The 24477-nt window shown below is 73.5% G+C and carries 20 protein-coding genes; 14 read left to right on the top strand and 6 right to left on the bottom strand.

Annotated features, from left to right (window positions below; genetic code table 11):
• Nucleotides 1-175: 175 nt before the first annotated feature.
• Nucleotides 176-850 carry an SGNH/GDSL hydrolase family protein gene (locus tag GPA10_RS15570; protein WP_157165981.1) on the bottom strand — a complete coding sequence of 225 codons (675 nt, stop codon included), beginning with the start codon at nucleotides 848-850 and terminating at the stop codon, nucleotides 176-178.
• A 112-nt stretch (nucleotides 851-962) separates the two neighbouring features.
• Between GPA10_RS15570 and GPA10_RS15565 the strand changes: the two genes are divergently transcribed.
• Entirely contained in the window at nucleotides 963-1973 is a 1011-nt protein-coding gene (locus GPA10_RS15565) for a WD40 repeat domain-containing protein (protein WP_157165980.1), read from the top strand.
• A gap of 22 nt (nucleotides 1974-1995) precedes the next feature.
• Here the strand turns inward: GPA10_RS15565 and GPA10_RS15560 are convergent, their stop codons facing one another.
• Entirely contained in the window at nucleotides 1996-2769 is a 774-nt protein-coding gene (locus tag GPA10_RS15560) for a TetR/AcrR family transcriptional regulator (RefSeq protein WP_157165979.1), read from the bottom strand.
• Between the two features lie 105 nt (nucleotides 2770-2874).
• Between GPA10_RS15560 and GPA10_RS15555 the strand changes: the two genes are divergently transcribed.
• Both GPA10_RS15555 and GPA10_RS15550 read left to right on the top strand, forming a co-directional pair.
• On the top strand, nucleotides 2875-3861 hold the full coding sequence (locus GPA10_RS15555) for an ATP-binding cassette domain-containing protein (RefSeq protein ID WP_157165978.1): 987 nt from the start codon (nucleotides 2875-2877) through the stop codon (nucleotides 3859-3861).
• Complete coding sequence (locus tag GPA10_RS15550) at nucleotides 3858-4703, top strand: ABC transporter permease (RefSeq protein ID WP_058846221.1); 846 nt, start codon at nucleotides 3858-3860, stop codon at nucleotides 4701-4703. The genes GPA10_RS15555 and GPA10_RS15550 overlap by 4 nt, the downstream gene beginning before the upstream one ends.
• Before the next feature lie 59 nt (nucleotides 4704-4762).
• Here GPA10_RS15550 and serC read toward each other — a convergent pair whose 3' ends face one another.
• On the bottom strand, nucleotides 4763-5881 hold the full coding sequence (serC, locus tag GPA10_RS15545; RefSeq protein WP_343040910.1) for a phosphoserine transaminase: 1119 nt from the start codon (nucleotides 5879-5881) through the stop codon (nucleotides 4763-4765).
• Nucleotides 5882-6015: 134 nt separating this feature from the next.
• On the opposite strand from serC, the gene GPA10_RS15540 reads away from it, so the two are divergent.
• From GPA10_RS15540 to GPA10_RS15500, 9 genes are all read left to right on the top strand, one after another.
• Nucleotides 6016-8844 (top strand): FAD-binding and (Fe-S)-binding domain-containing protein, encoded by a 2829-nt coding sequence (locus GPA10_RS15540; RefSeq protein WP_157165977.1) that lies wholly within the window; start codon nucleotides 6016-6018, stop codon nucleotides 8842-8844.
• 339 nt (nucleotides 8845-9183) lie between these two features.
• Nucleotides 9184-10086: an EamA family transporter gene (locus GPA10_RS15535; RefSeq protein ID WP_425505754.1), complete on the top strand. Its 903-nt coding sequence runs from the start codon at nucleotides 9184-9186 to the stop codon at nucleotides 10084-10086.
• Between the two features lie 198 nt (nucleotides 10087-10284).
• Nucleotides 10285-11076 carry a TIGR03084 family metal-binding protein gene (locus tag GPA10_RS15530; protein ID WP_343040924.1) on the top strand — a complete coding sequence of 264 codons (792 nt, stop codon included), beginning with the start codon at nucleotides 10285-10287 and terminating at the stop codon, nucleotides 11074-11076.
• A gap of 86 nt (nucleotides 11077-11162) precedes the next feature.
• Entirely contained in the window at nucleotides 11163-12854 is a 1692-nt protein-coding gene (locus GPA10_RS15525; protein WP_157166081.1) for an acyclic terpene utilization AtuA family protein, read from the top strand.
• Between the two features lie 37 nt (nucleotides 12855-12891).
• Complete coding sequence (locus tag GPA10_RS15520) at nucleotides 12892-14490, top strand: acyl-CoA carboxylase subunit beta (protein WP_058846218.1); 1599 nt, start codon at nucleotides 12892-12894, stop codon at nucleotides 14488-14490.
• A 9-nt stretch (nucleotides 14491-14499) separates the two neighbouring features.
• Nucleotides 14500-16422: an acetyl/propionyl/methylcrotonyl-CoA carboxylase subunit alpha gene (locus GPA10_RS15515; protein WP_157165976.1), complete on the top strand. Its 1923-nt coding sequence runs from the start codon at nucleotides 14500-14502 to the stop codon at nucleotides 16420-16422.
• Nucleotides 16419-17582 carry an acyl-CoA dehydrogenase family protein gene (locus GPA10_RS15510; protein ID WP_343040907.1) on the top strand — a complete coding sequence of 388 codons (1164 nt, stop codon included), beginning with the start codon at nucleotides 16419-16421 and terminating at the stop codon, nucleotides 17580-17582. Before GPA10_RS15515 ends, GPA10_RS15510 begins: the two co-directional genes overlap by 4 nt.
• Before the next feature lie 45 nt (nucleotides 17583-17627).
• Nucleotides 17628-18377 carry an enoyl-CoA hydratase family protein gene (locus GPA10_RS15505; protein WP_157165975.1) on the top strand — a complete coding sequence of 250 codons (750 nt, stop codon included), beginning with the start codon at nucleotides 17628-17630 and terminating at the stop codon, nucleotides 18375-18377.
• Nucleotides 18365-19012 (top strand): TetR/AcrR family transcriptional regulator, encoded by a 648-nt coding sequence (locus tag GPA10_RS15500; RefSeq protein ID WP_157165974.1) that lies wholly within the window; start codon nucleotides 18365-18367, stop codon nucleotides 19010-19012. The genes GPA10_RS15505 and GPA10_RS15500 overlap by 13 nt, the downstream gene beginning before the upstream one ends.
• A 46-nt stretch (nucleotides 19013-19058) precedes the next feature.
• Here the strand turns inward: GPA10_RS15500 and GPA10_RS15495 are convergent, their stop codons facing one another.
• Nucleotides 19059-20159: a citrate synthase 2 gene (locus tag GPA10_RS15495; protein ID WP_157165973.1), complete on the bottom strand. Its 1101-nt coding sequence runs from the start codon at nucleotides 20157-20159 to the stop codon at nucleotides 19059-19061.
• Nucleotides 20160-20392: 233 nt separating this feature from the next.
• Between GPA10_RS15495 and pdxH the strand changes: the two genes are divergently transcribed.
• A complete protein-coding gene (gene pdxH / locus GPA10_RS15490; protein ID WP_425505753.1) occupies nucleotides 20393-21139 on the top strand; it encodes a pyridoxamine 5'-phosphate oxidase in 747 nt (248 codons plus the stop codon).
• Nucleotides 21140-21168: 29 nt separating this feature from the next.
• On the opposite strand, the gene GPA10_RS15485 is transcribed toward pdxH, so the two are convergent.
• Nucleotides 21169-22035, bottom strand: a complete 867-nt coding sequence (locus tag GPA10_RS15485) for an alpha/beta fold hydrolase (protein ID WP_157165972.1) — start codon at nucleotides 22033-22035, stop codon at nucleotides 21169-21171.
• Nucleotides 22036-22678: 643 nt separating this feature from the next.
• Nucleotides 22679-23371 (bottom strand): iron-dependent transcriptional repressor DtxR, encoded by a 693-nt coding sequence (locus GPA10_RS15480; protein ID WP_030361523.1) that lies wholly within the window; start codon nucleotides 23369-23371, stop codon nucleotides 22679-22681.
• Between the two features lie 239 nt (nucleotides 23372-23610).
• Here GPA10_RS15480 and GPA10_RS15475 point away from each other — a divergent pair, with 239 nt between their 5' ends.
• The gene (locus tag GPA10_RS15475; RefSeq protein WP_343040905.1) at nucleotides 23611-24462 is read left to right on the top strand and encodes an SIS domain-containing protein; all 852 of its coding nucleotides are present in this window, start codon (nucleotides 23611-23613) and stop codon (nucleotides 24460-24462) included.
• Nucleotides 24463-24477 lie beyond the last annotated feature (15 nt).

Below are 24477 nucleotides of genomic sequence, written 5' to 3'. Positions count from 1 at the left end.
CGCCCGTCGGGGCGCGAGCGCTCCCTGGGGCGGGCCAGGACGTCGTACGGGTGCGGCAGCGGACGCTCGCTCGCTGCCGTGAGGCGGGCCTCCTGCTCCGGGGTCACGACGTCCGGGGCAACGCAATTTCGCGGGGCGCGGGCCTTGGCCGGCCTGGGCAGCAGACAGGCAGACCCTAGAGCTCCAGCGGTCCCCCCACGCCCCACGCCTCCCACATCGCCCCCGCGAACGCCGCCGCCAGCTTCCGTTCGCCCTGTTCGTTGGGGTGGGTTCCGTCGTACGTGTCCAGATGGATGTCGTACTCGGGCGGCGGCGAGGCCAGGAGGAGGGCGGAGGACGCCGTGTCCAGGTCGGCGACCGTCTTGGCCAGGAGTTCGTTGAAGCGGGTGACTTCGGCGGCGAAAGCGGGCTCCGTCTCGGCGCGCGCGTTCGGTATCACCGGCAGGACGGCGACGGCGATCCGCGGGTTGGCCGAGCGGGCCTCGGCGACGAAGCGGCGCACGTTCTCCGCCGTCTGCTCGGCGTTCGTGTAGAAGCCGAGGTCGATCAGGCCGAGGGAGACCATCAGGACGTCCGCGCGGTGCGCGGTGACCGCGTCGGCGATCAGCGGGGTCATGTGCGACCAGCCCTCGCCCCAGCCCGCCAAGTGCCGCCGCGGGAAGTCCGGTTGGGCGTACTCGTACGACGTCGCGTCGTCCGTGGCCTTGTCGTGCAGGGCCTCCCGCGGGCCGACGATCTTGAAGGGGGCGCCGTGCGCGGCACACAGATGCCGCCACATCCAGTAGCGCCAGGTGTGCTCACCGGCGCTTCCGATGGTCATCGAGTCGCCGACGAACATGAACCTGAGCATCCGCTCATCATCGCGTGCGTGGCCGGGCGCGGGACGCCCCGCAGGGTGTGAGGATGAGCACGCCCCGCGGCCGCCCGGCCGGTACCGCCCCGCGGATGGCACGCTTGACGCCATGCGCTCGCTTCCGCCGGTCGTCCCCGGTGCCGCCACCGCCGTCGCCCTGTGCACGGTGCTCGCCCTGTCCGCCCCCGCGGCCCACGCCGACGGCAAGCCCGGCAACGACGGGTTCACCATCGAGGACCCCCGCATCACGGAGTCCAGCGGGCTCGTCGCCTCCCGTGCCCACCCCGGCGTCTACTGGACCCACAACGACCAGGACAAGGGCGCCTTCCTGTACGCGGTCGACAGCAGGACCGGCAAGACCGTCGCCACGATCACCATGACCGGCGTCGGCACCCCGCGCGACGTCGAGGCGATCTCCATGGGCCCCGACGGCAACCTGTACGTCGGCGACATCGGCGACAACTTCCACGGCAAGTGGTCCTTCGTGTGGGTCTACAAGCTGCCCGAGCCGAAGGAGTTGAAGGACCAGAGGATCCGCGCCACGCAGTACGTCGTGAAGTACTCCGACGGGCCGCGCGACGCCGAGGCCCTGATGGTCCACCCGAAGACCGGGCGCATCTACATCGCCGACAAGCAGGAGGACGGCGGCCATCTCTACGAAGGGCCGCCGATCGCCCAGATGTCGACCTCCAAGCCCAACATCTTCAAGCGCGGCGCCGCCACCGACCTGTGGGTCACCGACGGCGCCTTCTCGCCCAACGGCAAACAGCTCGCCCTGCGCGGCTACTTCGGCGGCGTCTCCTACCTGTGGCAGGGCGGCGGGAAGATCGAGCGCGAGGGCCGGCTGAGCGTGCCCCTCCAGCGTCAGGGCGAGTCCGTCGCCTACAGCCCGGACGGCACCCGCCTGATGTACGGCACCGAGGGCGAGGCGAGCGACGTCGAGCCGGTCGAGGTCAAGGGCGCGGGGCGGCCGGCGGGCGCCTCGGACGACGGGGGCGGCGACAGCGACGGGGAGAACGACGGCATCAGCGGCAACTACAAGAAGGGCATCCTCGTGGCGGGCGTCGCGCTGCTGGCCGTCATCGGCCTCAAGCGGGTGTTCCGGCGCTCGGGGGGATAGCGCCCGTGCGGCCGTTCCTGCGCTACGGCGTCACCTCGGGCCCCGCGTCCCGCCCGCGCTCCGCCACCAGCACGTCGAGCCCGTCCAGGATGCGCTGCAACCCGAACTCGAAGTGATCGAAGTCCATGCCGAACGCGTCGTCGGAGAGCCCCGCTATCAGCGGATAGCGGCCGCTCTCCATGGCCCGCTCCAGGACCGGGATCTGCGCCTTCCAGAACGCCTCGTCCGACAGCTGTGACTCCTTGGCCGCCTGCGCCGCCTGCACCTGGGTGCGGGCGACCCCGGACACATACCCCTCGACCATCACGAGGACCGAGATCAGCTCGGGGTCGCGCAGACCCATCGGTTTGATGTACGTCAGGAGCTTCTCCAGGCCGCCGAGCGCGCTCGGGCCGAGCACCGGGCGCGTCTGGTTGACCTGGAGCAGCCAGGGGTGGTCGCGGTACTGCTGGAGGGTCTCGCGCCCGTACGCCTCCACGGCCGCGCGCCAGCCGCCGCGGAAGGACTCCTCGTCGTCGGTGGGCGCCTGCACGTGATTGAGCATCAGGTCGAGCAGCTCGGCCTTGCCGGGGACGTAGCGGTACAGCGACATCGTGCCCGCGCCCAGCTCCGTCGACAGGCGGCGCATGGAGACCGCGGCGATGCCCTCCGCGTCCGCGAGGCGCACGGCGGCCTCGGTGATCCGCTCCAGTGTCAGGGCGGGCTTGGGCCCGCGCGTGGGGCGCTCGCCGCTGCCCCACAACAGTTCCAGGCTGCGGGTGACATCGCCGCTGCCGCTGGTCTCCGTGGTCGCCATGGCACTCACGATAATCCCTTGGGCGAAAACTGAGTACGATGTACTCTTATCTGAGTACGGTGTACTCATAGGAGGGGTGGAGGGGCAGTGAACAGCGGAGGGGCAATGAACGGCGCAGAGCACGCGGTCCGGGCCCGCGGCCTGGTGAAGAAGTACGGCGACAAGAGAGCCCTCGACGGCTTCGACCTGACCGTGGAGCACGGCACGGTGCACGGCCTGCTCGGTCCGAACGGCGCGGGCAAGACGACGGCGGTGCGCATCCTGGCGACGCTGCTCAGGCTCGACGGCGGCCGGGCCGAGGTCGGCGGGGCGGACGTGGTGCGCGACGCCCGCGTCGTCCGCGGCCGTATCGGCCTCACGGGTCAGTACGCGGCGGTGGACGAGATCCTCACCGGCCGGCAGAACCTGGAGATGTTCGGCCGCCTCTTCCACCTCGGGGGCGACCGGGCGGCCCGGCGCGCGGCCGAGCTCCTGGAGCAGTTCGACCTGACGGCCGCCGCCGACAAGGGCGCGGGCCAGTACAGCGGCGGCATGCGGCGCCGCCTCGACCTCGCCGCTTCGATGATCCTCGCCCCGTCCGTGCTGTTCCTGGACGAGCCGACGACCGGCCTCGACCCGCGCAGCCGCAGCGAGGTCTGGGACTCCGTCCGTTCCCTCGTAGCCAGTGGAACGAGCGTTCTACTCACTACACAGTATCTGGAGGAGGCCGACAAGCTCGCCTCCCGCGTCACCGTCATCGACCAGGGCCGCGCCATCGCCGACGACACCCCCGACGGCCTGAAGGCCACCGTCGGCGGCAGCCATCTGGAGGTCGTCGTCTCGGAGGCCGCGGACCTGCCGGCCGTCGTGAAGGCCGTCGCGCGGGTCGCGGACGGCGAGCCGGAGACGGTCGAGGCGGAGCGCCGCGTGCAGGCCGCCGTCACCGACCGCGTGGCGGCGCTGACCGACGTCGCCCGCACCCTCCAGGACGAGGGCGTCGCCGTCGAGGACATCGGCCTGCGCCGCCCGAGCCTGGACGACGTGTTCCTGCGGCTCACGGGGGACAGGCCCGCCGAGAAGTCCGCCGGCGAGAAGACGGGAGCCGCAGCATGAGCGACATCACCACGACCGGCGGGACCGTCCCGATGGCCCCCGTACCGCACGGGCGGGCGTACTGGGCGGTCGCCGACACCCTCAACGTCACCCGCCGCTACCTCACGCACTTCAGGCGCCAGCCCATCAACATCGCCTGGCAGCTCGGCTTCCCCATCATCAGCGTGCTCCTGTACGGGTTCGTCTTCGGCGAGGCCATGAAGGTGCCGGGCGGCGAGGGCGACTACAAGGACTTCCTGATGCCCGGCATGTTCGTGATGACGATGGCCTTCGGCTTCATGAACACCGCGATGGGCGTCGTCACGGACGCCTCCAAGGGCGTCATCGACCGCTTCCGCTCCATGCCCATGGCGCCGTCCGCGGTGTCGGCGGGGCGCGGCCTCTCCGACCTCGTCGTGGCCTGCGCCGAGTTGACGATCCTCGCGCTGACGGCCGTGGCGATCGGCTGGCGCCCGGACAACGGCGTCCTGAACGCGGTCGCCGCGTTCGCGCTGCTGCTCCTGCTCCGCTTCAGCCTGATCTGGGTGGGTGTGTGGCTCGGCCTCGTGGTCCCGAGCCCGGAGGCGGCGGGCGGCCTCTACGCCGTCGCGTTCCCGCTCACCATGATCTCCAGCGTGTTCGTGGCGCCGTCCCTGATGCCGGACTGGCTGGCGCCGATCGCCGCCTGGAACCCGGTGTCGTCCACGGGCACGGCCGCCCGGGAACTCTTCGGCAACCCCGGCGCGGGCGGCTCCAGCTGGGTGGAGCAGAACGCCGTGCTCATGGGGGTGGTGTGGCCGCTGGTGGTGACGGCGGTGTTCCTGCCGCTGGCGGTGCGGAGGTTCAAGCGACTCAGCCGCTGAACGCCGCCAGGGTCACGGGTACGCGGACCGCGTACCCGTGACCCTGGCGTACGTCGGAGTCAGAGCTGCTCGATCACATAGTCGACGCACTTGGTGAGCGCCTCGACGTCCTTCGGGTCGATCGCCGGGAACATCGCGACGCGGAGCTGGTTGCGGCCCAGCTTGCGGTACGGCTCGGTGTCCACGATGCCGTTGGCGCGCAGGACCTTGGCCACGGCGGCCGCGTCGATCTCGTCGTCGAAGTCGATGGTGCCGATGACCTGCGAGCGCTTGGCCGCGTCCGAGACGAACGGCGTCGCGTACTTCGACTCCTCCGCCCAGCCGTAGAGCGTGCGCGCGGACGTCGCCGTGCGGCGCACCGACCAGTCGAGGCCGCCCTGGCCGTTGATCCAGTCGAGCTGCTCACCGAGCAGGAACAGGGTGGCGAGGGCCGGGGTGTTGTACGTCTGGTTCTTGCGGGAGTTGTCGATCGCCGTCGGCAGGCTGAAGAACTCCGGTACGTGACGGCCGCTCGCGTGCACGCGCTCGGCGCGCTCCAGGGCCGCCGGGGAGAACGCCGCCACCCACAGGCCGCCGTCCGACGCGAACGACTTCTGCGGAGCGAAGTAGTAGACGTCGCTCTGCGCGATGTCGACGGGCAGGCCGCCCGCGCCGGAGGTGGCGTCCACGAGGACCAGGGCGTTCTCGTCGGCGCCCGCCACCCGCTCGATGGGGGCGGCCACTCCGGTGGAGGTCTCGTTGTGCGTGAGGGCGTACACGTCCACGCCCTGCTCGGCCTCGGGGACGGGGTGCGTGCCCGGGTCGGCGGAGACGACCGTCGGCTCCGCGAGCCAGGGGGCGAGCTTCGCCGCCTTCGCGAACTTGGAGCTGAACTCGCCGAACGTGAGGTGCTGCGACTTGTTCTCGATCAGGCCGTGGGTCGCGACGTCCCAGAACGCGGTGGAGCCGCCGTTGCCGAGGACCACCTCGTAGCCCTCGGGGAACTGGAACAGCTCGCGTACGCCCTCGCGGACGCGGCCCACGAGGTTCTTCACCGGCGCCTGGCGGTGGGACGTGCCGAGGAGCGAGGTGCCGGTGGCGGCCAGGGCGTCCAGCGCCTCCGTCCGCACCTTGGAGGGGCCCGCGCCGAAACGGCCGTCGGCGGGCTTGATGTCAGCGGGAATCCGGATCTCAGCCACGGGCCGAGCCTAGCCTCTCCGGTGGATCCGGGCTGCCCCTCGTCCACCTCGCGAGACGGCCGACGTCCCGCCCGTCACCCCGTTCCCGCTGTGGGCGGTGGTGAGCGGGGCGCCGCCTGGGCAGCCTCTGAGGCATGGGTAATGGAGATGAGCTGGAGCGGGCCCTGCGCCGCGCGGTGCGGGGGGACGTGGACTTCACGCGGACGGCCCGCGCGCTGGCGACCATGGACGCGTCCAACTACCGCCGCGTCCCGCGAGGAACGATCGCCCCGCGAGACGCGGCCGACGTCGCCGCGGCCCTCGCCGTGTGCCGGGAACACGGCACTCCCGTCGTCCCCAGAGGCGCCGCCACCTCCATCGCGGGCCAGGCCACAGGAACCGGCGTGGTCCTGGACTTCACCCGGTACATGAACGGGCTCCTCGACCTGGACCCCGGCACCCGCACGGCCCGCGTGCAGCCCGGCCTCGTCCTGGACACCCTGCGGAGCGCCGCCGCGCCGCACCACCTCACCTTCGGCCCCGACCCCTCCACCCACAGCCGCTGCACCCTCGGCGGCATGATCGGCAACAACTCCTGCGGCGCCCACTCCGTGGCCTGGGGCACCACCGCCGACAACGTGCGCGAGCTGACCGTCCTGACGGCCGCCGCCCCGGGCGCGGAAGCGCCCCGCACCCTGCGCCCCGGCACCTGGACCGGAGCCCCGGAAGGCCTGAAGGACCTGGTCGAACGGGACCTGGCCCTGCTCCGCACCGGCTTCCCCGACCTGCCCCGCCGCATCTCCGGCTACGCGCTCGACGCCCTCCTGCCGGAACGGGGCCCCGACCTCACCCGTCTCCTCTGCGGCAGCGAAGGCACCCTCGGCGTCCTCACCGAGGCCACGGTCCGGCTCGTCGAGGCACCCCGCGCCCGCGCCCTCGCGGTCCTCGGGTACACCGACGAGAGCGCCGCCGCCGAAGCCGCCCCCGGGCTGCTCCCGCACCACCCGCTCACCGTCGAAGGCATGGCCGCCGACCTCGTACGCGACACGCACGGTCTGCCCCGGGGCGGTGCCTGGCTGTTCGTGGAGACGGGCGGTGCGACGGCCGCCGATGCGCAGGCGCACGCCACCGCGATCGTGCGCGCGGCGGACTGCCTGGACGCCGCCGTCGTGGCGGACCCGGCGCGGCAGCGCACGCTGTGGCGGGTCCGCGAGGACGCCTCCGGCACGGCCACCCGGATGCCGGACGGCAGCGAGGCCTGGCCGGGCTGGGAGGACTGCGCCGTGCCGCCCGCCCGGCTCGGCCCCTATCTGCGGGACTTCCGCGCGCTGCTCGCCGAACACGGCCTGCGGGGCACCCCGTACGGGCACTTCGGCGACGGCTGCATCCACGTACGCATCGACTTCGACCTCCTGACCGCGCCGGGCGTGGCCCGCTTCCGCCGCTTCTCCGAGGACCTGGCGGAACTCGTCGTCGCCCACGGCGGCTCGCTGTCCGGGGAACACGGCGACGGCCAGGCCCGCGCGGAACTGCTGCCGAAGATGTACGGGCCCGACCTCGTCGGGCTCTTCGCGCGGGTCAAGGACCTCTGGGACCCGACCGGTCTCCTCAACCCCGGCATCCTCGTCCGCCCCCACCCCCTCGACTCCCATCTGCGCTTCGCGCCCCTGCCCCGCGAACCCGTCGACGTCGCCTTCGGCTACCCGCACGACGGCGGGGACTTCTCGGCGGCGGTCCGCAGATGCGTGGGCGTCGCCAAGTGCCGTACGCCGAGCGCCGCTTCCGGCGGCGGCGTGATGTGCCCCTCCTTCCGCGCCACCGGCGAGGAGGAGCACTCCACGCGCGGCCGGGCCCGGCTCCTGCACGAGATGCTGGCGGGCGAGGTCGTCGAGGACGGCTGGCGCTCGGTGGAGGTGCGGGACGCGCTCGACCTCTGCCTGTCCTGCAAGGGCTGCCGCTCCGACTGCCCGGTCGGCGTCGACATGGCCACGTACAAGGCCGAGTTCCTGCACCACCACTACGCGGGGCGGCGCAGGCCCGCCGCGCACTACGTCATGGGCCGCCTCCCGCGCTGGCTGCGGGCCGTCGCCGCCACCCGCACCGCCCGCCTCGTCAACCTCCTCACGTCCGTCCCACCGCTGGCCGCGCTCGCGAAGCGCCTCGGCGGCATCGAGCCGCGGCGTGCGCTGCCGCGGGTGGCGCCGCGGACGTTCCGGCGGTGGTGGGGGAGTCGGGCGGTGGTGAGCGGGCATGGAGGTGGCCGCACGGTCGTCCTGTGGCCCGACACCTTCACCGACCACCTCTCGCCCTCCGTCGCACGCGCCGCCGTACGCGTGCTCGAAGCCGCGGGTCTGACGGTCCTGCTGCCGCCCGACGGCGTGTGCTGCGGGCTCACCTACGTCTCCACGGGGCAGCTCGACCAGGCGCGCGCGGTGCAGCGCCGCACCCTGGAGCGGATGAAGCGGATGCTTCCACTGCTCGCGGCGGGCACGCCCCTCGTCGTCCTCGAACCGAGCTGCGCGGCGGCGCTGAGGACGGACCTGGTGGAGCTGGCACCCTCCGGGGCCCCGGACGCGCGCGTGCTCGCCGCGTCCGTGCGCACCTTCGCGCAGACCCTGGAGGAGTACGCCCCCCACTGGGAGCCGCCGCGCGTGAACCGGCCCGTGACCGGCCAGACCCACTGCCACCAGCACGCCGTGCTCGGCGACGCGGCCGAACAGCGGCTGCGCGCGCGGGCGGGCCTGGACGGCGAGCTGAGCGGCGGCTGCTGCGGCCTCGCGGGCAACTTCGGCTTCGAGAAAGGTCACTACGACGTGTCGTCGGCCTGCGCGGAGGACCAGCTCCTGCCCGCGGTGCGGTCGGCCCCCGAGGGCGCGCAGATTCTGGCGGACGGCTACTCCTGCCGGACCCAGCTGGAGCAGCTGGGCGGGCTGCGGGGGCGACATCTGGCCGAGGTCCTGGCGGAGGCACTGGACCGGACCTGACGCCGCCAGGCCCCCCTCGGACCCCTCGTACAGTGGCAAAAGGGTTTCACAACCCTGACATGGTCCATTAGCTTGGACTTGAGAGTGCATGAAGATGAACTGTGGGCAGGGTCGCCGTGCTGGTGGCGACGGGAAAGGCGTGGCGTGAACAGCTCGCGTACGGCGGACGGTGCGACGGCGGGCCGGGGCGGCCCCGGCGGTCCTGGGGGAGGCGTGGGAGTCCCCGCCGCGGTGGAGGCGCCCGCCACGGTGGGGGTGCCGGAGGTGGCGGGCGCGGCGGCCGCGGGTGGGTCCGGCGTGGGGCCGGGCCGGTCCGGCGTGGGGCCGGTCCGGTCCGGCGTGGGGCCGGGTGGGTCCGGTGTGGGGCCGGGCGGGCCCGGAGCCGGCCGCCGCCGGGCGGCCCTCGGGCCCGTCGGCCTCGTCCTCGCGGGCTGCGTCTCCGTGCAGTTCGGCGGCGCCATCGCCGTGAGCCTGATGCCGCGCGCCGGCGCGCTGGGCATCGTCACCCTGCGCCTGGTGTTCGCCGCCCTGGTGCTGCTCGTCGTCTGCCGCCCCCGCCTGCGCGGGCACTCGCGGGCGGACTGGGGCACGGTCCTCGCCTTCGGCGCCACGATGGCCGCGATGAACGGCCTCTTCTACCAGGCCGTGGCCCGGATCCCGCTGGGCCCCGCCGTCACCCTGGAGGTCCTCGGCCCGCTGGCCCTGTCCGTCATCGCCTCCCGCCGCGCGGTGAACGTGGTCTGGGCGGGTCTCGCCCTCTGCGGTGTCTTCCTGCTCGGCGGCGGCGGGGCCGGGGGCTTCGGCGCGCTGGACAAGGCCGGCGTGGCCTTCGCGCTGGCCGCGGGGGCGATGTGGGCGCTGTACATCGTCTTCAGCGCCCGCACGGGCCGCCGCTTCCCGCAGGCCGACGGGCTCGCCCTCGCCATGGCGTTCGGGGCGGTCCTGATGCTGCCCCTCGGCATCGTGGAGTCCGGTACGAAGCTGACGGTCCCCAGCACGCTCGGCCTCGCCGCGGCCGTGGCCGTCATGTCCTCCGTGCTGCCCTACACCCTCGAACTCCTCGCCCTGCGCCGCCTGCCCGCGTCGACCTTCGCCGTCATGATGAGCCTCGAACCGGCCATCGCCGCCATCGCCGGTCTCCTCGTACTCGACCAGGCCCTGACGCTCCTGGAGTCCCTGGCGATCGCGCTGGTCGTCGCGGCGAGCATGGGGGCGGTGCGGACGCAGGTAGGGCGAAAATAACCAAGCGCGCTTGATTGTTTCCTGTCGCGCTGCCATGCTCCAGGGCACACCGCCGTGCCCCGAGGGGAGCGCCCCGTGTCCGACGTACCCACATCCGCCGCCAACGCCGCCGCCGCCAACGCCGCCGCCGCTGCGCCAGCCGCCACCGTCGCTGCGCCCGCCGCCACCCCCGCCGCGCCCGCCGCCACCGTCGTCGCCGTGCTCGACGACCTGCGTGCCGAGAGCGGTGAACTCGACCGGCTCGTCGGAGATACGGGGGAGGGGAGCTGGGCGCTCGACACCCCCGCGCCCGGCTGGACCGTCGCCCACCAGATCGCCCACCTCGCCTGGACCGACCGGGCGGCGCTGCTCGCGGCGACCGACCCCGACGCCTTCGCCGCGCACGCCGCCGACGCCCTGAAGGCGGCCGGCACCTTCGTCGACGACGGTGCCCGCGAAGGGGCCGCGCTGCCGCCCGCCGCACTCCTCGCCCAGTGGCGCGCCGGGCGTGAGGAGTTGCAGCGGGTGCTGCGCGCGGCTCCCGCCGGGGCCCGCTTCCCCTGGTACGGGCCGCCCATGTCCGCCGCGTCCGTCGCCACCGCGCGCCTGATGGAGACCTGGGCCCACGCCCAGGACGTCGCGGACGCCCTCGGGGTGCGGCGCGTCCCCACGGACCGGCTGCGGCACGTGGCCCGCATCGGCGTACGGGCCCGCGACTACGCCTACTTCGTGCGGGGGCTGAGCGCGCCGGAGGAGGAGTTCCGGGTGGAGCTGACCGCGCCCTCCGGCGCGGTGTGGACGTACGGGCCCGCGGACGCCGCCCAGCGCGTGACCGGCCCCGCCCTCGACTTCTGTCTCCTCGCCACCCAGCGGGCCCACCGCGCCGACCTCGCCCTGCGCGCCGACGGCCCCGACGCCGACCGGTGGCTCGACATCGCCCAGGCGTTCGCCGGACCGCCGGGGCGGGGACGCGAGGCGGGCGCGCGGCAGCCGAAGGCGGGAGAGGCGTGAGCGGAGCGCGGGGCGGCGCGGGCGTCCGGCGGCCCCGTCCCCGCCCCGCCCCGGAGCGGGGGCGTGCGGGTGACGCCCCGCGGCCCCTGCGCGTCGGCAACGCCTCCGGGTTCTACGGCGACCGCCACTCCGCCGTGCGGGAGATGCTCACCGGCGGCCCCCTGGACGTCCTCACCGGCGACTACCTCGCCGAGCTGACCATGCTCATCCTCGGCCGGGACCGCCTGAAGGACCCCGCCCGCGGGTACGCGAAGACCTTTCTGCGGCAGCTGGAGGAGTGCCTCGGGGAGGCCGTCGACCGGGGCGTGCGCATCGTCACCAACGCGGGGGGACTCCACCCCGCCGGACTCGCCACCGCCGTCCGGGAACTGGCGGGCAAGCTCGGGCTCGACGGCGTGCGCGTCGCCCACGTCGAGGGCGACGACCTCGGCCCCCGCCACCCCGACGCCCTCACCGCCCACGCCTACCTCGGCGGCACCGGCATCGCCGAGGCCCTGCGCGCCGGCGCCGACGTCGTCGTCACCGGACGCGTCACCGACGCCGCCCTCGTCACCGGTCCCGCCGCCGCCCACTTCGGCTGGGGCCCGCACGACCACGACCGGATCGCGGGCGCCGTCGTCGCCGGTCACCTCCTGGAGTGCGGCACCCAGGCCACCGGCGGCAACTACGCCTTCTTCACCGAGCACGAGCCCGCCGCCCTGCTCCGGCCCGGTTTCCCGCTCGCCGAGATCCACGACGACGGGTCCTGCGTCATCACCAAGCACGACGGGACCGGCGGCGTCGTCGACGTCGGCACCCTCACCGCGCAACTGCTGTACGAGACGTCCGGCGCCCGCTACCCGGGACCCGACGTCACCACCCGCCTCGACACCGTCCGCCTCACCCAGGAGAGCCCCGACCGCGTCCGCGTCCACGGCGTACGGGGCGAGCCGCCGCCCCCCACCCTCAAGGCCGGACTCACCCGCGTCGGCGGCCACCGCAACGAGGTCGTGTTCGTCCTCACCGGCCTCGACATCGAGGCGAAGGCCGCCCTCGCGCGCGCCCAGATCGAGGACGCCCTGGACCGCGCCGACTCCCGCCCCGGCGAGGTGTGCTGGGAGCTCGCCCGCACCGATCGCGACGACGCGGACACCGAGGAGACCGCGAGCGCCCTGCTGCGGCTCGTCGTGCGCGACCCGGACCCGGAGGCGGTGGGGCGGCCGCTGACCGGTGCCGCCGTCGAACTCGCCCTCGGCAGCTACCCCGGCTTCCACGTCACCGCTCCCCCCGGCAAGGGCACACCGTACGGAGTCTTCGAGGCGGTGTACGTGCCCGCCGCCGACGTCCCGCACGTCGTCGTCCTGCACGACGGGCGGCGCCTGGACATCCCCGCGCCGGGCACCACCCTGGACCTCACCGACGTCCCCCCGCCGCCCCTCCCCGAGCCCCTGCCGTACGACCGCGACCGCGTCCGCCGCGCCCCCCTCGGCCTGATCGCCGGTGCCCGCAGCGGCGACAAGGGCGGCGACGCCAACGTCGGGGTGTGGGTCCGCACGGACGACGCCTGGCGGTGGCTCGCGCACGAGCTGACGGTGGAGCGGTTCCGGGAGCTGATCCCGGAGAGCCGGGGCCTCGACGTCACCCGGCACCTCCTTCCCGGCCTGCGCGCCCTGAACTTCGTCGTCGAGGGCGTCCTCGGCGCCGGTGTCGCCTCGCAGGCCCGCTTCGACCCGCAGGCCAAGGCACTCGGCGAGTGGCTGCGCTCCCGCCACGTCGACCTGCCGGAGGAACTCCTGTGACCGCCCCCGCCCCGCCTGCCCCACCGGAGGTACTCCTGTGACCGTCCTCGCCTCGGCGCTCGACCCCGCGAGCACCGAGTACGCCGCCCACCGCGAAGCCATGCTCGCCAAGCTGGCGGAGCTCGACACCGAACAGGCCAAGGCCCTCGAAGGCGGCGGTGAGAAATACGTCGCGCGCCACCGCGACCGCGGCAAGCTGCTCGTCCGGGAGCGCATCGAGCTGCTGCTCGACCCCGACACCCCGTTCCTGGAGCTGTCGCCGCTCGCCGCCTGGGGCAGCGAGTACCCGGTCGGGGCGTCCATGGTCACCGGCATCGGCGTCGTCGCGGGCGTCGAGTGCCTGATCACGGCCAACGATCCGACGGTACGCGGCGGCGCCAGCAACCCCTGGACGCTGAAGAAGGCCTTCCGCGCACACGAGATCGGGTACGCCAACCGGCTGCCGTCGATCCACCTCGTGGAGTCCGGCGGCGCCGACCTGCCCTCCCAGAAGGAGATCTTCATCCCCGGCGGTGCGCTGTTCAAGCACCTCACCCAGTCCTCCGCCGCCGGGATACCCACCATCGCCGTCGTGTTCGGCAACTCCACGGCGGGCGGCGCCTACGTGCCCGGCCTGTGCGACCACGTGATCATGGTCAAGGAGCGCGCGAAGGTGTTCCTCGGCGGACCGCCGCTGGTGCGGATGGCCACCGGCGAGGAGAGCGACGACGAGTCCCTCGGCGGCGCCGAGATGCACGCCCGCACCTCCGGCCTCGCCGACCATCTCGCCGAGGACGAGCGGGACGCCCTGCGCCGGACCCGCCGCGTCGTCTCCCGCCTCAACTGGCGCAAGGCGCACCCCGATCCGGCCCCCGCCGAACCGCCGAAGTACGACCCGGACGAACTCCTCGGCGTCGTCCCCGGCGATCTGCGCACCCCCTTCGACCCGCGCGAGGTCATCGCCCGCGTCGTCGACGCCTCCGACTTCGACGAGTTCAAGCCCCTGTACGGGACGAGCCTGGTCACCGGCTGGGCGGCGCTGCACGGCTATCCCGTCGGCATCCTCGCCAACGCCCAGGGCGTGCTCTTCTCCGCCGAGTCGCAGAAGGCCGCCCAGTTCATCCAGCTCGCCAACCAGCGCGACATCCCGCTGCTCTTCCTGCACAACACCACCGGCTACATGGTCGGCAAGGAGTACGAGCAGGGCGGCATCATCAAACACGGCGCCATGATGATCAACGCGGTCTCGAACTCGAAGGTCCCGCACCTGTCCGTCCTCGTGGGCGCCTCCTACGGCGCCGGGCACTACGGCATGTGCGGACGCGCCTACGACCCCCGCTTCCTGTTCGCCTGGCCGAGCGCCAAGTCCGCCGTCATGGGCCCGCAGCAGCTCGCGGGCGTCCTGTCGATCGTCGCCCGGCAGTCGGCCGCCGCGAAGGGCCGGCCCTACGACGACGAGGCCGACGCGGCGCTGCGCGCCATGGTGGAGCAGCAGATCGAGTCCGAGTCGCTGCCGATGTTCCTGTCCGGGCGGCTGTACGACGACGGCGTCATCGACCCGCGCGACACCCGCACGATCCTCGGCATCTGCCTGTCCGCGCTGCACACGGCCCCCGTCGAAGGCGCCCGCGGCGGCTTCGGCGTCTTCAGGATGTGAGACACGCTGATGCTTTCCAAACTCCTCGTCGCCAACCGGGGCGAGATCGCCTGCCGCGTCTTCCGCACCTGCCGTGACCTCGGCATCGCCACCGTCGCCGTGCACTCCGACCCCGACGCGGACGCCCTGCACGTACGCGAGGCCGACGAGGCGGTACGGCTGCCGGGAGCCGCGCCGTCGGACACGTACCTGCGCGGCGACCTGATCGTGAAGGCCGCGCAGACAGCCGGCGCGGACGCGATCCACCCCGGGTACGGATTCCTTTCGGAGAACGCCGAGTTCGCGCGGGCCGTCGTCGACGCGGGCCTCGTATGGATCGGGCCGCCGCCCGAGGCCATCGAGGCGATGGCGTCCAAGACGCGCGCGAAGGAGCTGATGGGGCTCGCGCCCCTGGACGCGGACACGGTCACGGAGGCCGACCTGCCCGTCCTGGTGAAGGCGGCGGCCGGTGGCGGCGGGCGCGGCATGCGCGTCGTACGCGAACTGGACGCGTTGCGGGGCGAGCTGGCGGCGGCCCGTGCCGAGGCCACGAGCGCCTTCGGGGACGGCGAGGTGTTCGTCGAGCCGTACGTCGAGGGCGGGCGCCACGTCGAGGTGCAGGTCATGGCCGACGGGCACGGGGCGGTGTGGGCGCTCGGGACGCGCGACTGCACGCTCCAGCGCCGCCACCAGAAGGTCGTCGAGGAGGCCCCGGCGCCAGGGCTCACCGGGGACCAGGTGCGGGAGCTGCACGACCTGGCGGTCCGGGCGGCCCGCGCCACCGGCTACCGAGGCGCGGGCACCGTCGAGTTCCTCCTCGCCGCCGACGGCACCGCGCACTTCCTGGAGATGAACACCCGCCTCCAGGTCGAGCACCCCGTGACGGAGGCCGTGTCCGGGCTCGACCTGGTCGCCCTCCAGATCCGGATCGCGGAGGGTGAGCCGCTGCCCGGCACCGAACCGCCGCCCGCCCGCGGCCACGCGATCGAGGCCCGTCTGTACGCGGAGGACCCGGCGGCCGGATGGGCCCCGCAGACCGGGACGCTGCACCGGCTCTCCGTACCGGAGGGCGTGCGCCTCGACACGGGGTACGTCGACGGCGACGCGGTCGGCGTGCACTACGACGCGATGCTGGCCAAGGTCGTCGCCCACGCGCCGACCCGCGCGGAGGCCCTGCGCAAACTGGCGGGCGCCCTGGAGCGGACCACCGTCCACGGACCGGTCACCAACCGGGAACTCCTGGTCCGCTCGCTGCGCCACCCCGAGTTCACCGCCGGGCGCATGACCACGTCCTTCTACGACCGGCACCTGGCCGGGCTGACCGGCACCGGCACCGACGCGGGCCCGGACGTCCGGTACGCGCCGCTGGCCGCCGCCCTCGCCGACGCCTGCGGGCGCTCCCGCTTCGGCGGCTGGCGCAACCTGCGCTCGCAGCCGCAGACCAAGCGGTACCGGACCGAGGCGGACGGCGTCGAGCACGAGGTCCGCTACACGCACACCCGTGGAGGTCCGGTCGCGGAGGGCGTACGCGTCCTCGCCGCCGCCCCCGGCCTCGTCGTGCTCGAAGTGGACGGCGTGCGCAGGGAGTTCCCCGTGGCCCGGTACGGGGACGACCGCGTGTACGTCGGGAACGTACCGCTCACCGCGCTGCCGCTGCTGCCCGAGCCGACCGTGCGCCAGGAGCCTGGCTCGCTGCTCGCGCCGATGCCGGGAACGGTGCTGCGGGTCGCCGAAGGCCTGGTGGAGGGCGCCCACGTCACCGCGGGCCAGCCGGTCGTGTGGCTGGAGGCCATGAAGATGGAGCACCGCGTGGTGGCCCCGGCGGCCGGGCGGCTCACCGCGCTGCACGCGGTGCCCGGCAGGCAGGTCGAGGTGGGCGCGCTGCTCGCCGTGGTCCAGGAAGACGTACAGCTCACCGGGGTCGAGGAAGACGTACAGGAGGAAGAACTGTGAACGCTCCCGTTCTGGAGACCGAGGAACACCAGGCACTGCGCGCCGCCGTCGCCGCGCTCGGCAGGCGCTACGGCCGCGACTACATGACCCGCGTCGTCGCGGAGGAGGGCCACCCGGACGAGCTGTGGGCCGACGCCGCGAAACTCGGCTACCTGGGCGTTAACCTGCCCGAGGAGTACGGCGGCGGGGGCGGCGGCATAGCCGAGCTCTCCATCGTCCTGGAGGAGCTGGGCGCCGCGGGCAGCCCGCTGCTGATGCTGGTGGTGTCCCCGGCGATCTGCGGCACGGTCATCGCCCGCTTCGGCACCGACGAGCAGAAGCGGCAGTGGCTGCCCGGCCTCGCCGACGGCAGCCGCACCATGGCGTTCGGCATCACCGAGCCCGACGCCGGCTCCAACTCGCACCGCATCACCACCACCGCCCGCAGGGACGGCGACGACTGGCTCCTGACCGGCCGCAAGGTCTTCATCTCCGGCGTCGACATCGCCGACGCCACACTGATCGTCGGCCGCACCGAGGACGCCCGCACCGGCCGTCTCAAGCCGTGTCTGTTCATCGTTCCGCGCGACGCCCCGGGCTTCGCGCGGAACCGCATCGACATGGAGGTGCAGGCACCGGAGAAGCAGTTCGAGCTGGTGCTCGACGACGTCCGGCTGCCCGCGGACGCGCTGGTCGGCGACGAGGACGCGGGCCTGCTCCAGCTGTTCGCCGGGCTCAACCCCGAACGCATCATGACGGCCGCGTTCTCCGTCGGCATGGCCCGCTTCGCCCTTGAGCGGGCCGTCGAGTACGCCAAGGAACGCGCGGTGTGGAAGTCCCCGATCGGCGCCCACCAGGCCGTCGCGCACCCGCTGGCCCAGTCGCACATCGAGATCGAACTGGCCCGCCTGATGATGCAGAAGGCGGCGCGCCTGTACGACGAGGGCGACGACATGGGCGCGGGCGAAGCCGCGAACATGGCGAAGTTCGCGGCGGCCGACGCCTGTGTGAAGGCCGTCGACCAGGCCGTGCACACCCTCGGCGGCAACGGCCTGTCCAAGGAGTACGGGCTCGCCTCGCTGATCGTGGCGTCCCGGGTGGCGCGGATCGCGCCGGTCAGCCGCGAGATGATCCTGAACTTCGTGTCCCATCAGACCCTGGGCCTGCCCAAGTCGTACTAGCTCAGCAATAAATAGAACGGTCGTTTTAGAGCAGAGGAAGTTCTCATGGCATCGGTTCTGGTGGCCGGGCCCGACCGGGGTGTCCTCACGCTCACCCTGGACGCGCCCGCGAACCGCAACGCGCTCTCGGCCGCCCTCGTGGGTGAGCTGGCCGCCGCGCTGACGGCGGCGGGCGCGGACGACGCCGTGCGCGCCGTCGTCCTCACCCACACCGGCTCGACGTTCTGCGCGGGCGCCGACCTGCGCGAACCGCCGGACCCGGGGGCGTTCGTGGCGCTGCTGAGGCAGCTCGTCGCGCTGCCGAAGCCGGTGGTGGCACGCGTGACGGGGCATGTACGTGCGGGTGGGCTCGGTCTGCTCGGGGCCTGCGACATCGCGGTGGCGGGCGGCACGGACGCGTCGTTCGCGCTCACCGAGGTGCACATCGGTGTCGTCCCCGCGGTGATCTCACTGACCCTGCTGCCACGCCTTCAGCCGCGCGCCGCCGCCCGCTACTACCTCACCGGGGAACGCTTCGATGCGCCGGAGGCGGCCAGGATCGGCCTGCTCACGGCGTGCGCGCAGGACGGCGGGGACGTCGACACGGTCCTGGCGCCGGTGCTCGAAGGGTTGCGCAAGGCGGCCCCGGGGGCGCTGGCGGACGCGAAGGAACTCGTGGCGGCTAGGGTGCTTGACGCATTCGACAAGGAAGCGGACGCCCTCGTCGCCCTTTCCGCACGCCGTTTCGGTTCCGCCGAGGCCAGGGAGGGGATGGAGGCGTTCCTGGAACGACGGGAGCGTTCATGGGCGCTGTGACCGAGGCCGACCGCGCCCCCAAGCAGGACCGCAGCCGGGTCACCCGGCAGCGGCTCCTGGAGGCGGCGGTCGCCTGCCTCGCCGAGCACGGCTGGGCGGGGTCGACGGTGTCCGTGGTCGCCGAACGCGCGGGGGTGTCGCGCGGCGCGGCCCAGCACCACTTCCGCACCCGCGAGGAACTGTTCACGGCGGCGGTCGAGTACGTCGCCGAGGAGCGGTCGGCCGCACTGCGCGGCCTCTTCCCCACGGCCCCGCGAGGCGGCCGGGGCACGACCCCGCGAGGCGGTCGGCGCGCGGCCGGGGCCGACCGGACCGCGGTGGTCGCCGCCCTCGTCGACCTGTACACGGGCCCGCTGTTCCGGGCCGCCCTGCAACTGTGGGTCGCCGCCTCCAACGAGGAGCAGCTGAGCCCGCGCGTGGCCGAGCTGGAGGCGCGCGTGGGCCGGGAGACGCACCGCATCGCGGTGGAGCTGCTCGGCGCCGACGAGCGCGGGCCCGGCGTCCGCGAGACCGTGCAGGGCCTGCTCGACATGGCGCGCGGCCTCGGCCTCGCGAACCTCCTCACGGACGACGGGGCCCGCCGCGAGCGGGTCGTGGCGCAGTGGGGGCGCCTGGTGGACGAGGCACTGGGCTGACCTGCTCGGCTCCGGCCCGGCGCCCCCACCCCGGTGGCGCGGGGCCTCAGCCCTTCAGGTCTCCGTACCCGGGGATGTCCCGGGGGCTGCGCGCGGCGGGGCCCACGTACCGCGCCGACGGGCGCACCAGGCGGCCGGTGCGCTTCTGCTCCAGGATGTGCGCCGACCAGCCGGCGGTGCGGGCACAGGTGAACATGGACGTGAACATGTGCGCCGGGACCTCGGCGAAGTCCAGGACGATCGCCGCCCAGAACTCCACGTTGGTGGCGAGGACCCGGTCGGGACGGCGGGCGTGCAACTCGTCGAGGGCGGCCTTCTCCAGGGCCTCGGCGACCTCGAAGCGGGGGGCGCCCAGCTCGCGGGCGGTGCGGCGCAGGACGCGGGCGCGCGGGTCCTCGGCGCGGTAGACGCGGTGCCCGAATCCCATCAGCCGCTCGCCCTTGTCGAGGGCCTGTTTGACGTAGGCGACGGCGTCACCGGTGCGCTCGATCTCCTCGATCATGCCGAGGACGCGGGAGGGCGCGCCGCCGTGCAGCGGGCCCGACATGGCGCCGACCGCGCCGGACAGGGCGGCGGCCACGTCGGCGCCGGTGGAGGCGATGACGCGGGCGGTGAAGGTGGAGGCGTTCATGCCGTGCTCGGCGGCGGACGTCCAGTAGGCGTCGACGGCCCGGACGTGGCGCGGGTCGGGCTCGCCGCGCCAGCGCCGCATGAAGCGCTCCACGACGGTCTGGGCCTTGTCGATCTCACGCTGCGGGACCATCGGCAGGCCCTGGCCGCGCGCGGACTGCGCCACGTACGACAGCGCCATGACGGCGGCACGCGCGAGGTCGTCGCGGGCCTGGGACTCGTCGATGTCGAGCAGCGGGCGCAGGCCCCACACGGGGGCGAGCATGGCGAGCGCCGACTGCACGTCGACGCGGATGTCACCGGAGTGCACGGGAATGGGGAACGGCTCGGCGGGCGGCAGACCGGGGTCGAAGGCGCCGTCCACGAGCAGGCCCCAGACGTTGCCGAAGGAGACGTGACCGACCAGGTCCTCGATGTCGACGCCCCGGTAACGCAGGGCACCGCCTTCCTTGTCCGGTTCGGCGATCTCCGTCTCGAAAGCGACGACTCCTTCAAGTCCGGGTACGAAGTCGGACATCAGGCGGCTCCTCGGGATGTGTACGACGGGGTGGATGCGACCCGGAACCCGGTCTCCGGGATCCGGGGTAACCCGGTGATGCCCCGCGCGGCCGGAGGTCACCCAACCGACACGGATTGGGAACGATAGCCCTTGGTGCCACCCTTGGCGATGGACTGCGGCACTCAGTGCCACACATCACCTCAAGGGGGACTTGAACACCGCCGACTGCCGCCGCGTGCCGCGGTGTTCGGATACGGCAAGATGACCGGGTGACCGACTCCCGTGCCACCGACCCCGACGAGAGCGGCCCCACCGCGGGCTCCCCCGCGGGCGCCGCCGACCTGGCCGCCATGCGTGCCCACTACGTCGCCGAGGGCATCGCCGAAGCCGACTTCCCCGCCGATCCCTTCGAACAGTTCGGGCACTGGTTCGCCCGAGCGGCCGCCGAGGCCGCGGACCCCGCCGGGGTGATCCACGAGCCCAACGCGATGGTCGTGTCCACGGCGGACGCCCAGGGGCGGCCCAGTTCCCGCACGGTGCTCCTGAAGGGCTACGACACCCGCGGCTTCGTCTTCTACACGAACTACGAGTCCGGCAAGGCGCGGGACATCGACGCCAACCCGCATGTCTCGCTGCTCTTCCCCTGGCACCCGATGGCCCGCCAGGTGATCGTGACCGGCACGGCGGAGCGGACCGGCAGGGACGAGACCGTCCGCTACTTCCGCAGCCGCCCGCACGGCTCCCAGCTCGGGGCCTGGGCGAGCGCCCAGTCGTCCGTCATCGGCTCCCGCGCGGAACTCGACGCCGCGTACGCGGAGTTGGCCGCGCGCCATCCGGAGGGCGAGCAGGTGCCCGCGCCGCCGCACTGGGGCGGCTACCGCGTCGTCCCGGACGCGGTCGAGTTCTGGCAGGGCCGCGCCGATCGCCTGCACGACAGGCTGCGCTACGTCCGCGAGGACGCCTCCGCGCCGTGGACGCTCCAGCGCCTCAGCCCCTGAGTTCCTGAGTTCCTGCGGGCCGGGCGGGCCTAGGAGCCCGTCAGGACGCCGTCCAGGAACGGCTCGATCGCCTCTCGCCAGCCCGCCGGCTGGTCGTAGTGCACGAGGTGGCCGGCGTCGGGGACCTCCGCGTAGGCCCCGCGGGGCAGGACGCGCACCATCTCCTGGGCCTCGGCGCGGCCCAGCTCGCCGTCCAGGCCGCGGACGACGAGGGCGGGGCACTGGACCTGGATCAGCTCCTCCCAGTGCGCGTCGTACACCCAGGTCTCGCGGGACTTCAGCATGTGCGCCGGGTCGAAGACGGGGCGCCAGCCGTCGTCGCCCTCGGTCATCACCTCCGCGAAGAAGTTGCCCCGCGAGGGGTTGGGCCGCTCCACCCAGGGGTCGTCCTCGCCGAACCACTTGCGGACGTCGGCGAGCGTCGCGAACGGCACCGGCCAGGACTTGAACCAGTCCGCCCACTCCCGCTGCGAGGCGGCTCCGAGCGCCGAGGCGCGCATGTCGCAGACGACCAGGCCCCGCACCAGGTCGGGGCGGCGCGCGGCGAGCTGCCATCCGGTGAGCGCGCCCATGGAGTGGCCGATGAGGACGGCGGGGGCGAGGCCTAGCTGTTCCAGGGCGGCCTCGGCGTCGTCCACGTACGCCTCGCGGTGGTAGGGGCCGTCGGCCGGCTTGTCGCTCTGGCCGTGCCCGCGCTGGTCGAGGGCGACCGCGCGGTGCCGCTCGGCGAGCCAGCGGGCCGTGCCCGCCCAGTGCGAGGCACGGCCCATCAGGCCGTGCAGCAGCAGGACTCCGCCCGGGGACGCCTCGGCCTCCCTGGATTTGGGAGGGTCCGCGTACTCCCAGGCGGCGAGGCCCACGCCACCCGCGCCGGTCACGTCGATGCGTCGCACCATGGTCCCAGGCACCCCCCTTGGATCCGGACGTGTCGTTCGCTCACGCACCCCGGCACGCTATCGAACCCTCATTCGATCTCGGCCGTCTTGCCGCCAACACCCCTCGTTCGGGTGACCGTGCTCAAGGATTGACCGCCGCCGCCGAGGGGAGATCTTCATCGGGGGGCGGGCCGCTCGGGGAAACCGGCCCGTGGGGAATGACCCTGAGAGCTCGGGGCTCCGGGTCAGCACAGGGGAGGACAGGCCCCGGCGCCCAAGGGCGCCGGGGCCCTCTGCGCGGGCGGCGCGGGGCATGCCGCGGGCGACGCGGGGTGCTCTGCGGTTCGCGCACGCCTGATCACCAGCCGGGCTCATCGTCCGCCCCCTCTCCCGCCGTGCGGCAAGGACCCGGTGCAGGACCCGGTGACCGCCCTGGCCGACCGCCCGCCGGGTCCCGTCCTCCGGGGGCCCGGACGGCGCCGGGTCGAGAATCATCGGGTCATATGCCTCTCGCGACAGCCTCGCACGCAATGCGTTCCGCCGCTGCGATTCGGCACACTGGATCTTCCACTCCGGCCGGTCTCGGTCTTGTCCCAACCGCCTCTGTGCTCACAGGAGTTGACCGGAACAGCCGGTTCGGCACCCGGCCCGGGGCCGGGCGCCGTCAGCGCTTGGCCACGAACACGTGCGACGCGACGTCCGCCGCGAGCTCGGCGGCCTCGCCGCTGCTGCCGACGAGCACGCCGCCCGCGGACTCCGTGACGCTCACGACCGAGCCGGGCTGCACGCCCGCGCGCCGGAGCGTGTACATCAGCTGGGCATCCGTCTGGATCGGCTCGCCGATGCGGCGCACCACGACCGTCTTGCCGTCCGTGCCGGGGTCGAGGTCGATCAGGGAGACCATGCCCTCGTCCAGGAACGGGTCGGCGCCGTCCTTCTCGCCGAGCTCTTCCAGGCCCGGGATGGGGTTGCCGTACGGCGACTCGGTGGGATGGCGCAGGAGCTCGAGGACGCGGCGCTCCACCGCCTCGCTCATCACGTGCTCCCAGCGGCAGGCCTCGGCGTGCACCTGCTCCCACTCCAGGCCGATCACGTCGACCAGGAGACATTCGGCGAGGCGGTGCTTGCGCATCACGCGGGTGGCGAGACGGCGGCCCTCCTCGGTCAGCTCCAGGTGCCGGTCGCTTGCGACGGCCACCAGGCCGTCACGCTCCATCCGCGCCACCGTCTGGCTCACCGTCGGGCCGCTCTGGTCGAGCCGCTCGGCGATCCTGGCGCGCATGGGGACGACACCCTCCTCCTCCAGCTCGAGGATGGTGCGCAAATACATCTCAGTGGTGTCAATCAGCCCCGACATGGGTGCCCCTCAGAATTCGCTCGTGCGCTGGCCCTGTCTCCAATTCTGACGCATACCGCTGACAACCGGGTTGCGCCGGGAAAAGAGGCGGTCGGAGGCCGTATTGACAGGGCCCTGGTCCAGACCGCACCGTGATCCGCGACACGACGGGACGACGGCGGGACGAAGGGGTTTCGCGGATGAGCCACGGCATGGCGGCAGGCGGGTCCGAGGGGGTCCGTGAGGGCGGAGCGACCCCGGTGAAAGACGCGACGGGGGCGGGCGCGTCGCCCGGCGGGAGCGGTGGCGTACCCGGCGGTGGCGAGGGCGCGTCCGGCACGGGCGGTGACCGTTCCGGTGCCACGGCGCCAGTCGCCGAGCGCTACCTCGACGCCACGATCGACCTGCTGCGCCGGGTGCGGGACGAGGAGACACCGGCGATCACGGCCGCGGGCGAGCTGATCGCCGACGCGGTGGCCGCGGACGGCCGCCTCTTCGCCTTCGGCGCGGGCCACTCCTCCCTCGCCGCCCAGGACGTCGTCTACCGCGCGGGCGGCCTCGCCCTGATGAACCTGCTCGCCGTGCCCGGCGCCGTCGGCGTGGACGTGATGCCCGCGACGCTCGGCTCGGCCCTGGAGCGCGTGGACGGCCTCGCCGCCGCCGTCCTGGACTCCAGCCCGGTCCGCCCCGGCGACGTCCTCGTGATCATCTCCCTGTCCGGGCGCAACGCGCTGCCGGTGGAGATGGCCATGAACGCCCGCGCGCTCGGCCTGAAGGTCATCGGCGTGACCTCGGTGGTGTACGCGACGGAGACGAAGTCGCGGCACGTGTCCGGGACCTTCCTCAAGGACCACTGCGACGTCGTGCTCGACTCCAAGATCGCCATCGGTGACGCGGAGCTCTCCGTCGACTCCGTCGACGCTCCGTTCGGACCCGCTTCCACCGCTGTCACCAGCGCGCTCATGCAGGCCGTCACGGCCACCGCGGTCGCCGCCCTCGGGAGCCGAGGTATCCAGCCGCCCCTGCTGCGCTCCGGGAACGTGGACGGGGGGCACGACTGGAACGGGCGGATCTTCGCCGAGTACGGCGACCGGATCTTCTACCGGCACTGAGGGCCTCGCCGGGGG

It is taken from the genome of Streptomyces typhae, assembly GCF_009755605.1.
GTDB classification, from domain to species: domain Bacteria; phylum Actinomycetota; class Actinomycetes; order Streptomycetales; family Streptomycetaceae; genus Streptomyces; species Streptomyces typhae.
This window is presented reverse-complemented; position numbering and strand designations above follow the sequence as displayed.

Excerpts from the sequence above, each read along its gene's own strand:
- GPA10_RS15565 (WP_157165980.1), top strand. The coding sequence starts at position 963 with ATGCGCTCGCTTCCGCCGGTCGTCCCCGGTGCCGCCACCGCCGTCGCC.
- GPA10_RS15485 (WP_157165972.1), bottom strand. The coding sequence starts at position 22,035 with ATGGTGCGACGCATCGACGTGACCGGCGCGGGTGGCGTGGGCCTCGCC.
- GPA10_RS15480 (WP_030361523.1), bottom strand. The coding sequence starts at position 23,371 with ATGTCGGGGCTGATTGACACCACTGAGATGTATTTGCGCACCATCCTC.
- GPA10_RS15540 (WP_157165977.1), top strand. The coding sequence starts at position 6,016 with ATGGGTAATGGAGATGAGCTGGAGCGGGCCCTGCGCCGCGCGGTGCGG.
- GPA10_RS15550 (WP_058846221.1), top strand. The coding sequence starts at position 3,858 with ATGAGCGACATCACCACGACCGGCGGGACCGTCCCGATGGCCCCCGTA.
- GPA10_RS15500 (WP_157165974.1), top strand. The coding sequence starts at position 18,365 with ATGGGCGCTGTGACCGAGGCCGACCGCGCCCCCAAGCAGGACCGCAGC.
- GPA10_RS15495 (WP_157165973.1), bottom strand. The coding sequence starts at position 20,159 with ATGTCCGACTTCGTACCCGGACTTGAAGGAGTCGTCGCTTTCGAGACG.
- GPA10_RS15515 (WP_157165976.1), top strand. The coding sequence starts at position 14,500 with ATGCTTTCCAAACTCCTCGTCGCCAACCGGGGCGAGATCGCCTGCCGC.
- GPA10_RS15555 (WP_157165978.1), top strand. The coding sequence starts at position 2,875 with ATGAACGGCGCAGAGCACGCGGTCCGGGCCCGCGGCCTGGTGAAGAAG.
- GPA10_RS15560 (WP_157165979.1), bottom strand. The coding sequence starts at position 2,769 with ATGGCGACCACGGAGACCAGCGGCAGCGGCGATGTCACCCGCAGCCTG.
- GPA10_RS15570 (WP_157165981.1), bottom strand. The coding sequence starts at position 850 with ATGCTCAGGTTCATGTTCGTCGGCGACTCGATGACCATCGGAAGCGCC.
- GPA10_RS15505 (WP_157165975.1), top strand. The coding sequence starts at position 17,628 with ATGGCATCGGTTCTGGTGGCCGGGCCCGACCGGGGTGTCCTCACGCTC.